Here is a 12,764-nt window from a genome sequence, read left to right as displayed (position 1 = left end):
GCCACCCATCGCTCAGACCTGCTTAAGAGCCCTGAGTCCCGTCACAAGACTCTTCCCATCACCAAATAACGGAACAAGAAATAGAGCATGATACAACCAAGGGAGATTCACCCACCAAGGGAAGCCCAGCCACTGGATTATCGGCAATGAAAACACACCCATCATGGCCGTTCCCATTGGCCCCGAAATTGCAACAAGACAAGACCTGGGAATAGTCACCGACTCTGTTGGGCGCACAGAAATGCGATAACACGTGACCTGTGTTTCCAGTGTTTGGGATCCTCCCCTCGCCGACAATGCCAAGATATGCATCCATTCATGAATGCAATAGGGCAGCACCAGCCACCACAACCACGCCTCAACGATTGGGCACATCGCACGATACGCCAAATCCGCTGACATAGCAGCAAAAACAACAGCAAGAACCGCGATGGCAGCTGGCATTATCACTGCAATACAACTAGACAGCAAGACTCCCACAAGCACAGCAATACAACACCGTCTCGGCCGTGCAACCACCGTCTTTGTATCTTTCCTAGAAGAATTCAACGAACCTTGTGACCAGGGTCGACCTGATTCTGTGTCGCTTTAGAATCCGCAACATTAATTGTTGCAGCGTTTGATCGAACGTCATGCTGCCCTTTCCGCGCTGCTTCGAGCAAGTATTGTTTCCTGCGGAGCAGGGCGTCGTAGATGACTGACACCAGCAGCATGAAAAGAAACAGCACGGCGAAAATCGCGAAGAGCATCCAGCCGTTCGCAATGCCCATGCTGGCATCCACATCCGTGCCGCCATCGGCGGCAGGAACGACCTGGAAATAGACCGCGCCCCACAGCTCCTCGGTACGGGCAGCGCCATCCCCTGATGTCGAGAACATCGCCACAAGCGCCCCCATTGCGGCTATAACCATCGTGACCACTGCGCTTCCACAAAGCAATGCGATGACCCTAGTGACGTACTTCATTTCTCTTGTTCCTTTCATTGACGTAAATCCCATAAATCGAAAAATACAGGCAGACTCCCACCGCACAGGCCCCGAGAACGGTCTTTGCCCACAATGGAAGACGCAGGGTGACAACGCTCACCGCTACCACGATGAGCAATGTCATTACCACTGTCAGAGAGATGCCGACAGAAAACGGATTATCGCGATGTGGGGGAAACAGCACCCCAGCCAGCACGAAGAGCAATGTGCTCGCAGCTAGTACTCCCAGGACGATTGCGTCCGTTCCCCATGCCACGTTTCGTGTAAGCACGGCTTCGCTCACGCACATCGCAAGGAAGACGCAACATGACGGAATGAATTGCCCCAGAAGGATGAGCAGATAGTGACGCACGGACGTGCGCAACGACACAGCACGCCCCCAGATCTCCAGATTCCGCAATGGTTCCGTGTCCACATATGCGAACAGACTCGCGACAAGCATCACATCCGCGGCATACACAGGTGACATATTGCGATTGACCGCGAGCACCACATAGAGCGCAACCGCCATCACGAGCGCTTGAATCGTCTCATACGCGCGCACTGACCGGATGACATAGGCCTTCGCCAAAGCCCATCTGCCCCGCTGCCCCGCGCATTCGCCCCACTGCATCCCAAGACGCATACAAGGCACCTTCACATACCGAAAGTCCCGTATTGCCGCATCCGGCACGATGAGCACATAGACGACACAACACGCAGCAATCAGCGCGAGCCAGGCAAGCCCAGCAACCGCACCGTTCGTTCTGTCGGCGAGCATAACGAACGAGCGCGATGCGATGAATTCGTGACCACCATCCACATAGTTCTTTCCCAGTGCCTCAATCGACCAAACCTGCCACCTGTACACCCCGAAGAATCCGGCGGCAAGCAGCAGTTCCAAAACCACACTGCGCCAACGTGATGGCAAGAACAACAGCAACCGGTCCGCCGCAGCATAAACCACCGCGAACAGAAAGAACACGCAAAGCCCAGGGAACACGCACGCGAGCATGGATCTGCCGAACCATTGGCTGCCCGTGCGCAGACACAGCGCCACGAGATAGGGGCCGAAGAAGATAGCCATCCCCACAAGCAGCATGCCCATCTCAAACACCGCCATCGCCGAGGCACGGTGTCGGTTCGTCACCGGCAATTGCATGGTCAGCGCTTGCAACTGAGAGGACTTCGAGAAGATAAGCGTGACGATGGCAAAAATCAGCGAAGCAATCAGCACACCGGAGATGCCATAGGAATCCAAGACCACATCCATCAGGGGCGCACTCACGTTCCCCAGCATGGAGTACGACACGATGCCCACCATCACCATGAACAGCTCCAGCAGAACCGCTATGCCGAGGCGTGCCGATTTCTGCTTGAGGATGCCCGCGCGCAGCACCTTTCGGGTGAGAAAACGACAATACAGTCCCGCAATCAGCCGGACGCGTTTCGCCTCGGATGGCTTGGAAGGCTTCTCAACGCTCATCGTCACCCCATTCCACTCCCAGCACTTCCATGGTGAGGTTTTCGATGGAGCCATACTCGTTGCGTATGTGGGAGACCGTCAAGTCTTCGACGATGCAACCGTTGTACAGCAACACGACGCGGTCGGCAACGCGCTCCAGCATTGCAAAATCATGTGTGCACAGAAGCGCCGCATGCCCCTCGTCGCACAGATCCCTCAGATCCTGAGCCGCGAAGAACAGACTCTCGATATCGATGCCGTTCAGCGTCTCATCGATGACCGTCAGCGGAACGCGAAGAAGAAAAGCGACGATGAGCTGAAGCTTCTTCTGCATTCCATGCGAATAGTCCTCGATCAAATCATGCTCGCGCCCGGAAAGACCATAGCGTTTCAGCAACGCCGAAAAGCGCGTCGCGTCTATCTCAACGCCGTACATCTGCGCGAACAGCTGTACGTATTCCTCTCCGGTCAAAAAGCCAGGCAGGTCATCGTTCGTCGACAGATACAGGCTTTGCATGCGCGCGAGAGAATCCGCATGATCCACGCCCAAGACGAAGATGGAGCCGGACTGCACGGCGTAGATATCGAACATTGTGCGAATCAACGTTGATTTTCCGGAGCCATTGGGCCCGATGAGCCCTACGAGCTCCCCTGGTTGCACGTGAAACGTGATATCCGTCAGCACGGTGTTCTTGGCACGGGGGTATCGAAACGAGACACCGCGCACGTCCAAGGCAGGAACCGTCTGTGCCAGGTCGCATTCGAGCGATGTCTCGTTTCGATCACTCATCAGCGAAATCCTTCTGCGCTAGGAACGGCAGCGCACATCAATGGAAGCGCCGCTCCAAGAAAAGTGCCACTGACCAGTGAACCAACCGTGCCCCCTAGTGACACACCAGACAGCCATTCCCATCAATAGAGTCCCGCCAACTGCAAGCAGAATGGCGAAGAGCACAAGCCACCAAGCGTCGTAACGCAGCAATGCAGCATCCAACTTCTGCTGGCCTACAAGAGCCAAATAGCCCATTGTTTCATTCATATCATTCATAGGAGTTCCCTTTCCAGAGGCAACCTTTCCAATATCGAAGTCTCCATTAACTCCGACCGCTGAAGCTCCCATTGACTTCGGCGCTTGCAGTGTTAATACAACATAGCACATTCGTCAAAAAACAGTAGCAATATGACTACTCGTATAGAAAAGACGGGACGGCCACGCCGAAAAAAGGCTCTTGCACCACTGGTGGTGTCACACGCAAGCACAACCAGGAGCGCAAGAGCCGGGTTACTACCGTCTATCGAAGTTAACGTCTATGCCAGCGCGACCTTGATCTGGCGGGCGAGGGAGGGGTTCCACATGGCACCGGTCGCGCTCATCACCGCCGCCGCACCAGCCGCACGGTACGCCTCATAATCAGCGGGCGTCGTCACGCCACCCACGCCCACGATGTCGAACGGCACTCCGAGGCGTTCACGCACCGCTGCCACGCGACGCACCATCGCAAGGCCCGCCGGGCGGATCGCCGCGCCGCACACACCCGAACGATCGCGGCCGGCACCCGGCAACGCCTGCCCGCCTTGAGCATCGACAAGCTTGCATGAAATCGTGTTGATCGTGCACAGCGCCTGCACCGTACCATGAGCGGCGGTGTCGCGCACCATCGTTTCCACCTGCTCGTCGGCTGGCAGGTATGCGAGCTTGATCATGAACGGGGTGTCGCCGATTTCGTTCTTCACGGCATCACAAATGCGCCCCACCAGCTCAGGGTTATGACACAGCAGGCGATTGTGCCCTTCGTTGGGGCAGCTCGTGTTCATCTCGATGATCTTCGCACCGGTCTCTTGCACAAGACGCGCGGTCGTCACGCAGTCAGCGATGTAGGCGTCATCGCTCATGCCAGGCGTGCGCGACCCTTGGAAGCTGCCGACGAGCACTTGCCCGGCACCCGCCTGTTGCACAGCGAGCGCCATGTCCGGCTGCCATATGTCCGGATCCTGTGACGGCACGCCGAACGAGTTGGAGATGGAGATGCGCGCCGCATCCGTACCGAAATCAGAGTCGGCGAGCACGCCTTCGTCTTTCTCGGTGCCCTCAGGATCGATCGAATCACCCTGCGGATGCACGGAAAGCACGTTGGGGAAGGCATTGCATGCCCACGGCCGCGAACGCACCGTCTTGTAGACGGCGATGTCGAAGCCCTCGAGGAACGCGGCGTGCGTGTATCGCGAATTAAGCAGCGGGCCGGCAGGAATGCCGAACGGCAGGTCGACGGGAATCCCAAGGAACGTCGCCGTCGTCCCAACCGCAGCCGCAGCCCCAGCCGCCGCCACAGCCCCAGCCGCCGAATCCGCGGCGTCTTCACGCGCCAGCGCTGTCGCGAACGCACCGAACGGCCCCTTGGCGTAATTGTCTTCGTAGCTCAGGTTCACGTCGTAAAACGGTGCGTCCATCGATGTCATGTTGCTCCTTACCATCACCGTAGCGTCACCATGTTGCCGCATGAATCGTCACGCCGCAGCACAAAATTGCCCTGCGCCTCATTATACGAAGCGCAGGGCAATCCGCGACAAGACGAGTCAGCAACCTCAGTATGAGAACGCCGGCTGCACTGCATTCTTGTATGTCTGCAGGATGGCGTCCGCCACGTGCTTCGAGTGGTAGGCCTTCACCACGGCTTGGTACGTGGGGTTGTCCTTGTCTTTGGTGCGGGTGGCGATGAGGTTGATGTAGGGCTTGTATTCCTCGTTGTTGATGTCCACCGGCTCATGGTAGATCGCGTCGTCCACGCTCCACCCGGCATCCTGCACGTGGTTCGTGTTGGTGATGCCGCCGGCGTAGTCAGGCAGCAGGCCGATGATGGTCGGCGCGTCGTTGGGCACGATTTCGATGCCGCTGGGGTTGGACGCGATGTCGAGCAGCGTCGGGCTGGCCTTTGTGTTGTCCTTGAGCTTGATGAGCCCAGCGCTGTCGAGCACCTTGAGGGCACGCCCCGAGTTGGTGAGGTCGGATGGTATGGCCACCTTGTCACCGGACTTGAACTGGCTCACATCGGTGTATTTCTCGGAATACAGGTTGAGCGGCATGATGTACGTGTCGCCGATCGATGTGAGGTCCAGGTTGTTCTGGGCGATGTTGTCTTCAAAGTAAGCGTAGTGCTGGAATGCCGTGAGGTCGAGCTCGCCGGTCGCGTTGAGCGTGTTCATGGTCGTGCCATCCTCGAAGGATTTTATTTGCACGGTGATTCCTGCGTTTTCGCTGTCGAGTTCTTCCTGCACTGCCTGCCAGATGGGCTCGTCCGCGCTGCCGGTGATGCCGATCGTCACGATTGTGGTGCCCGCGGCCGCCGCATCCGCCTGCGCGTTGATGCGATGCTCGGTGATCACCAAGCCGGCGGCGACAATGATGATTGCCGCAAATGCCGCCAGCAGCTTGTTGCGCACTTTCGTCGCCTTCGTAGATACCTTGGCGGCAGTGCCCGCAGTGCCCGCAGCGTCCGTGGCGCCCAGTGCATCCGGTGTGCTCGTGGAATCCGTTGCGCCTTCCGCAGCTGTATTCTCGACCACCGTGTTCTCAGTGCTTCCCGCAGGATCGTTGCTGGCAACGACGTCCCATGGGTTATTGTTCGACGAATCTGCCATATGCGCTCCTCCTTGTGCTTCTCTCGTGAATGCTCGGGTATGGCCCGCGGATCACTTGGCGGAAGCCGCAACACCGGCATCCGCGTTCTCCACTTCCGCAGCCTCACTCAGGGCTTCCTGCGCGGCCTGACGCAGCGCATCCGCCTTGTCGAGGCGCTCCCACGTGAAGTCAGGATCGTTGCGGCCGAAGTGGCCGTAAGCCGCGGTCTTGTAGTAAATCGGACGCTCAAGGTCAAGCTGGTCGATGATCGACAGCAGACGGAAGTCGAAGACCTTCTCCACTGCACGCTGAATCGCCTGGCGCGGCACGGTCTCGGTGCCGAAGGTCTCCACGTCGATGGATGCAGGCGCACCTTGGCCGAGCACGAAGCCAAGCGTCACCTGCGCACGGTGCGCCAATCCTGCCGCCACCACGTTCTTGGCTGCCCAGCGTGCCGCGTATGCCTCGGAACGGTCGGCCTTGTGCGGATCCTTGCCGGAGAATGCACCGCCGCCGTGGGAACCGATGCCGCCGTAGGTGTCTACGACAACCTTGCGACCGGTCAGGCCGGCATCGGAATGCGGGCCGCCGTGGATGAACGTCGAGCGGTTGATGACGATATTGGCGCGGGAATAATCCAGACCGAACTGATCGAGCACCGGCACCAGCACCTCGTCATGCACACGCTTGCGCACGTCCTCCAACGAGATCTCAGGGCTGTGCTGCGTGGAAATGAGCACCGCGTCGAAGCGCAACGCACGAGTCAGATCCTCGGAGTATTCCACGATCACCTCGGTCTTGCCGTCCGGGCGCAGCTGCGGGATTATGCCGTTCTTGCGCACATATGCCAAGCGCTCCGCAAGCTTTGTCGCCGCGACATACGGCAGAGGCAGGTATTCCTTCGTCTCATCGGTGGCGTAACCGATCACCAGGCCTTGGTCGCCCACGTAGCTGTTGTACAGCTTCTCTTTCTCTTCGGGGCTGAGTTCGCGGGCTTCGCCCCAATCGCCAATGTTGGAATCGAAGTCGCGCGGCCACACGTTGTTGATGATGCCAGCGCCCTGCGGGTCGAGGCCGCTGTCAGCGTCCGTGTAGCCAATCTCAGCAGCCGCCTGACGGGCGATCTGCGCGTGGTTGAGCGTGAACGGAGCGGAGATTTCGCCTTCGAGCGAGATGAGGCCTTCCTTGACGACGGTTTCCACCGCGACGCGGGAATCCGGATCCTTTGCGAGGTAGGCGTCGACGATTGCGTCGGAGATCTTATCCGCGACCTTGTCAGGGTGGCCTTCGGTGACGGATTCGGAAACGAGATAGCGAGACATGATGAGTCCTTTCTTGAACGCTGTCCGCAGCGTTCGTTGGATGTTTTGCCAAGATGATGCGTGCCTGAACGACGTGGATACTTGGCTATTTCTGTTGTTCTTTGTGTGCTTGTGTGAATATGTGCTTGTGTGAATGTGAATGATGTGTTGATGCGAATGATGCGCCGTCGTTGGCATCTGACTGATGATTGCCGCGCGGCCGCAATCACACGCATAGCTTGTTCCCGGGAGCGAACCCGCTACGCCTTTTCTGCGATGATCGCCACGTAATTGCCCTTGTCGTAGCCAGGCACCGGGTCTTCCACCGTGTCATCCTGATACGTGGTGTTGGCGAGCACCGTCTGCTTGAACTGCAGGTTCGTGAACCCCACGCGCTTGAGCACATCGATGTAATACGGGATCACATGCCAGTTCGGCTTGTAGGTGGGCACGCCACCATCCGCCAGATCGAAGAACGCCGTGCCCTTGAGCAAATCGCGGTACGGTTCGCGATCGATGTCGGGATGGTTGAGGATCGTCAGCAGCACGATTCCCAGCGAGCTTTCCTTGGGCACGTCCGAGAGAATGAGACGCCCACCGGGGCGAAGAGCCTCGTAATTCTTGGTGAACGTGGATTCAAGGTTCTCGTCGTCTATGAAGCCGAAGCTCGACCCGTTGTAGTAGATCGTGTCAAAGGTCTGCGGTTCATACGGGTAGTCCTCGGCGATGCCCGCGTAGGTGTTGAAACCCTTGCTGCGCAATGCCGGGAGCAGCGCTTCGGAAGGCTCGATGATCGTGTCGACCGTGAAGCCGAACCGGTCACGCAACGCCGCTTCAACATCACCCGTGCCGGCGCCGATCGACAGCGTGCGCCCTGGCAGCTTTGTGGTGAGAGCCGCCCATATGAGCCGCAGGCGCGACTCGGTGACGTTGGGGCGTTCGGTGTAGTGACGTTCGAAACGGTCGAGTTCAAAACCGTCGTTCTTGCCGTCTGTGGTCACGATAAAGTCCTTTTCAATATGCGTTAATGAAGATTCCCATGCGCCCGCTGCGATGCGGTTGCAGCGTTTGGCTCGATATCAGGGCTTGGATGCGCTCGCGCCGCAATGATGGCGTGGCTGCGCTTCCTGGACCGTGTGAATTGGCTTCGCCGTCGTGTCAACGCCTGGCGGCGTCCTGCCGGGTGAAGCGAATCAGGGTATGCTTCGCCCTACCTGGCGTCTCCAGGACATTGACCGTAGGTGGTGTCGGATTCACACGTTCCGTTGCCGCTGGCTGCGTGTAGCGCCGCAGCGGGCGTATGGGACGATTATGACGAGCGATTCGGCGCACAGCGCCTCATCGGTAAATCTGCAGAAATCTGTAGGAATCGAAAATAGCAAATGCTGGGTTGTGGGCGCGAGGCTCATGACAGCGCACCATCGCCTGCAACCGGGCTCACAGCATGTGACTTAGGCAGCCATCATGCGGGAGCCGCGCATACACATGCGCATCGACCGGTGGTCTTTCATCATGACCGCAACGGCGTTCTTCATTGAGATGCCCATTGAGCGTGACATATGCTGGCTCCTTTCTTTCCTGATACGCGCGCCAGGGGCTACGCGCCGGCGATGCTATGGCAACCGCAGCCGTGCAATACGTGGGTTGCGGATGATACAGCTGTGGGAATTGGTGAACGGGGCTATGCAGTATGGCTGATTCGCCCAGACACCCAAACCGTGCAGCTACGCCTGTGGAAAATGCTTGGTTTGTGTGATTGTTTGTGAACTTGTGCCCCTGATGTCTTTCACTATAGCGGGAAAATCGCGCCTTCGAGGGCGTTTGCACTAACCGTTGCCTATACCTTTCGATAACGCGCGGTTATGAAATGGCCCTGCCAATCCGCGCCGACCACACAATCCGCACCGACCACACAATCCGCGCCAACCACACAAGCCAACGCAAAAGGCCTCCGACACGAGCTTCCACTCGCATCAGAGGCCTTAAGAGATTTACGCCATGCCGTGATTACTTGCGGTCGGCAAGCGGACCGGCCCAGGCGGAATCATCCACCGGACGGGCAGATTCCACCGGCACCTCTGGCAGGTGCTTCGCAGGAATCGTGGTGGGCTTGAACGGGAACTTCTCAGCGCGCAGCTTCTCGTACGCCTTGATATCGTCCTCATGCTGCAGCGTCAGGTCGATGTCGTCGTAGCCGTTCATGAGGCGCCAGCGCACGTAATCGTCCACTTCAAATGGAAGAGTCACGTCGCCGCACGTCACGGTGCGGTCCTCGAGACTCACGGTCATCTGACGGCCCGGCTCCTCTTCGAGGAGCTTCCACAGCAGTTCCACCGATTCCTGAGGCATGATGGCTGCCAGCACGCCGTTCTTGGCGGTATTGCCGTAGAAGATATCCGCGAAGCGCGGCGAAATGACCACGCGGAATCCATAGTCGTGCAGCGCCCACACAGCATGCTCGCGGGAGGATCCGATGCCGAAATCAGGGCCGGCGACCAAAATCTTGCCGTCCTTGTATGCCGGCTGGTTGAGCACGAAGTTCGGGTCACGGCGCCATGCGTAAAACAGAGCGTCGTCGAAGCCGGACTTCGCCACGCGCTTCAGAAACACAGCAGGGATGATCTGGTCGGTGTCGACGTTCGAGCGGCGGAGCGGCACGCCGGTGCCGGTCACAACTGTCAGTTTTTCCATAATCGTTCACTCAAGCTTTCTCAAAGTTCTATTAAATCGCGAATCACCTGCCGCGCACCGCAGGCTGCAGCACACGGCAGGCAGCGCAGGTCACAGATCAGCGGGGCTGGAGATCGTGCCACGGATTGCGGTGGCCGCCGCCACTGCGGGCGACGCCAGATGCGTGCGGCTGCCCTTGCCCTGGCGACCTTCAAAGTTGCGGTTGGATGTGGAGATCGAACGTTCGTCCGCCACGAGCTTGTCCGGGTTCATGCCCAGGCACATCGAGCAGCCGGCGTTGCGCCATTCGGCTCCGAAGTCCTTGAAGATCTTGTCAAGGCCTTCCTTCTCCGCTTGGATGCGCACGCGGGAGCTGGCCGGCACCACGAGCACACGGTGGATGGAATCCGCCTTGTGATGTCCCTTCATCACTGCCGCGGCGGCGCGAAGGTCCTCGATGCGGCCGTTTGTGCACGAGCCGATGAACACCGTGTCGACGGGAATCGACTTGATGGGCTGACCCGGCTTGAGGTCCATGTATGTGAGCGCACGCTCGGCTGCGACGCGCTTGGTCTCGTCCGTGAAGGACTCGGGATCGGGCACCACGGAGTCGATCGGAGCGCCTTGGCCGGGGTTAGTGCCCCAGGTCACGAACGGCTTGAGGTCCTCCGCCTTGAGCGTGACCTCTTTGTCGAACACCGCATCATCGTCGCTCTTGAGCGTCTTCCAGTATTCGACGGCCTTGTCCCACATCTCGCCTTCCGGCGCATGCGGACGGCCCTTGAGGTAGTCGAAGGTGATCTGGTCAGGGGCGATCATGCCGGCGCGGGCGCCTGCCTCGATCGACATGTTGCAGATTGTCATGCGCGCTTCCATGCTGAGCTTGCGGATGGCGGAACCACGGTATTCGATGACATGGCCCTGGCCACCGCCGGTGCCGATCTTGGCGATGATGGCGAGGATGATGTCCTTGGCGGTCACGTCCGACGGCAGTTCGCCTTCCACGTTCACGGCCATCGTCTTGAACGGCTTGAGAGACAGGGTCTGGGTGGCGAGCACGTGCTCGACCTCCGACGTGCCGATGCCGAACGCCAGGGCGCCGAACGCGCCATGCGTGGACGTATGGGAATCACCGCACACGATGGTCATGCCCGGCTGTGTAAGGCCCAGCTGCGGACCCACCTGATGCACGATGCCTTGGTCGGGGTCGCCCAGCGCATGCAGGCGCACGCCGAACTCCTTGCAGTTCTTCTCGAGGGTGCTCAGCTGCAACGCTGACGTCTTGTCGGGATTGGGCTTGTCGATGTCCACCGTAGGCGTGTTGTGGTCGGTGGTTGCAATCGTCAGTTCCACGTGGCGCGGCTTGCGACCGGCAAGGCGCAGGCCTTCGAACGCCTGCGGGCTCGTCACTTCGTGCATCAGCTGCAAGTCGATGAAGATAAGGTCCGGAGCGCCGTTCTCACCCTTGCGGACGAGATGGTCATTCCATACTTTCTCGGCCAGCGTTGTTCCCATCGGATGACCTCCTCAGTCGTGAGCGCATCGTCAATCATCGGCATCCTGAATCCATGTCGAATTCCGGCATCCCAACGACGCGACGCCGCTCTGTGTTGTTCCTCTTCGATTGTGCTTCAGTTCTCACATATCAAACTTTTGCATTTCACATAATGAGATGGCATACTATCGTTATGGCTTCACAACCTTCACGTAATTCACAGTCTTCGCAACGGACAAAGGCCTCGTCGAAACTCGAGGAGATACATTCGGGCGTGGGAGTGCTCGACAAAACGGCATTGATTCTCGATGCCCTGGAACGCGGCCCCGCAACACTGGCTCAATTGGTCAACGACACCGGTCTGGCGCGCCCCACAGCGCACCGCCTGGCAATGGCACTCGAGGCGCATCGCTTCATTGTGCGCGACCAGCATGCACGTTTCACACTGGGCTCCCGCTTTGCCGAGCTGGCAGCCGCCGCCGGCGAGGACCGCCTGCTCACCGCATGCGAGCCGATTTTGCAGACCCTGCTTGACCGCACGGGTGAATCCGCCCAGATCTATCGCCGCCAAGGCGACCAGCGCGTATGCATCGCATCGGTCGAAAGGGCATCGGGCCTGCGTGATTCCATTCCGGTGGGCGCCATGCTCTCGATGGAGGCGGGATCCGCCGCACACATCCTTCTGGCATGGGAAGACCCCGAGCAGATGCACCAGGGCCTGCGCCACGCTCGTTTCACCACTGCCACACTCAGCGCGGTGCGCAAGCGCGGGTGGGCGGAATCCGTCAACGAACGCGAGCATGGCGTCTCGTCTGTGTCCGCACCGATTCGCAACGCCACCGGCCAAGTGATTGCCGCCATTTCCATCTCCGGACCGACCGATCGCATGGGCACGTCGCCGGGACGTCATTTCGCGCCTCTTGTGATGAGCGCCGGGAAATACCTGAGCGATACTCTCGCCAAGGCGCAAGGCAGCGCCTACGCCATGCACTGACATGCGCTGACATGCACTGAGCCGCCGTTGCTGCATTAGACGCTGCACATCGTGCCGCGCATCAGACGCCGCTCCATGCGCCGTGCCATGCGCTACGCCACGTGCCGCGCCATGCGCCACATCAATTCGCCCCGAGGTTCCGCCGCCACCCCATTGCGGGTGCGCGGAGGAGCCTCGGGGCGCATTCGTATTTTTCGCGCTTCGTGTGTTCTGCGCACTATGCGTTCTGTGCGCTATGTGCATTGTGCATTGTGCACT

The 12,764-nt window shown here is 59.1% G+C and carries 12 protein-coding genes; 1 reads left to right on the top strand and 11 read right to left on the bottom strand.

Annotation, left to right across the window (positions count from 1 at the left end; translation table 11 throughout):
• Positions 1 to 12: 12 nt before the first annotated feature.
• From CLV65_RS08700 to leuC, 11 genes are all read right to left on the bottom strand, one after another.
• Positions 13 to 444 (bottom strand): hypothetical protein, encoded by a 432-nt coding sequence (locus CLV65_RS08700; protein ID WP_144441883.1) that lies wholly within the window; start codon positions 442 to 444, stop codon positions 13 to 15.
• A 101-nt stretch (positions 445 to 545) separates the two neighbouring features.
• Complete coding sequence (locus CLV65_RS03175) at positions 546 to 965, bottom strand: hypothetical protein (RefSeq protein ID WP_094691347.1); 420 nt, start codon at positions 963 to 965, stop codon at positions 546 to 548.
• Complete coding sequence (locus CLV65_RS03170; RefSeq protein ID WP_094691348.1) at positions 949 to 2,451, bottom strand: hypothetical protein; 1,503 nt, start codon at positions 2,449 to 2,451, stop codon at positions 949 to 951. The genes CLV65_RS03175 and CLV65_RS03170 overlap by 17 nt, the downstream gene beginning before the upstream one ends.
• Positions 2,441 to 3,220 (bottom strand): ABC transporter ATP-binding protein, encoded by a 780-nt coding sequence (locus CLV65_RS03165; RefSeq protein WP_094691349.1) that lies wholly within the window; start codon positions 3,218 to 3,220, stop codon positions 2,441 to 2,443. Before CLV65_RS03165 ends, CLV65_RS03170 begins: the two co-directional genes overlap by 11 nt.
• 18 nt (positions 3,221 to 3,238) lie before the next feature.
• Positions 3,239 to 3,478, bottom strand: a complete 240-nt coding sequence (locus CLV65_RS03160; protein WP_211278417.1) for a hypothetical protein — start codon at positions 3,476 to 3,478, stop codon at positions 3,239 to 3,241.
• Between the two features lie 260 nt (positions 3,479 to 3,738).
• On the bottom strand, positions 3,739 to 4,887 hold the full coding sequence (locus CLV65_RS03155; RefSeq protein WP_094691350.1) for a tRNA-dihydrouridine synthase: 1,149 nt from the start codon (positions 4,885 to 4,887) through the stop codon (positions 3,739 to 3,741).
• A 126-nt stretch (positions 4,888 to 5,013) separates the two neighbouring features.
• A complete protein-coding gene (locus CLV65_RS03150; protein WP_094691351.1) occupies positions 5,014 to 6,066 on the bottom strand; it encodes a MetQ/NlpA family ABC transporter substrate-binding protein in 1,053 nt (350 codons plus the stop codon).
• A 51-nt stretch (positions 6,067 to 6,117) separates the two neighbouring features.
• Entirely contained in the window at positions 6,118 to 7,368 is a 1,251-nt protein-coding gene (metK, locus tag CLV65_RS03145) for a methionine adenosyltransferase (RefSeq protein WP_094691352.1), read from the bottom strand.
• 239 nt (positions 7,369 to 7,607) lie between these two features.
• On the bottom strand, positions 7,608 to 8,348 hold the full coding sequence (locus CLV65_RS03140; RefSeq protein WP_157847205.1) for a class I SAM-dependent methyltransferase: 741 nt from the start codon (positions 8,346 to 8,348) through the stop codon (positions 7,608 to 7,610).
• A gap of 1,006 nt (positions 8,349 to 9,354) precedes the next feature.
• Complete coding sequence (gene leuD, locus CLV65_RS03130; RefSeq protein ID WP_094691354.1) at positions 9,355 to 10,038, bottom strand: 3-isopropylmalate dehydratase small subunit; 684 nt, start codon at positions 10,036 to 10,038, stop codon at positions 9,355 to 9,357.
• 90 nt (positions 10,039 to 10,128) lie between these two features.
• Positions 10,129 to 11,532, bottom strand: coding sequence for a 3-isopropylmalate dehydratase large subunit (gene leuC / locus CLV65_RS03125; RefSeq protein ID WP_094691355.1), 1,404 nt, complete (start codon positions 11,530 to 11,532; stop codon positions 10,129 to 10,131).
• Positions 11,533 to 11,705: 173 nt separating this feature from the next.
• Between leuC and CLV65_RS03120 the strand changes: the two genes are divergently transcribed.
• Entirely contained in the window at positions 11,706 to 12,506 is an 801-nt protein-coding gene (locus CLV65_RS03120; protein ID WP_094691356.1) for an IclR family transcriptional regulator, read from the top strand.
• Positions 12,507 to 12,764: the final 258 nt, after the last annotated feature.

Origin of the sequence: Pseudoscardovia suis (assembly GCF_002797875.1) — a bacterium.
GTDB lineage: Bacteria > Actinomycetota > Actinomycetes > Actinomycetales > Bifidobacteriaceae > Pseudoscardovia > Pseudoscardovia suis.
This window is presented reverse-complemented; position numbering and strand designations above follow the sequence as displayed.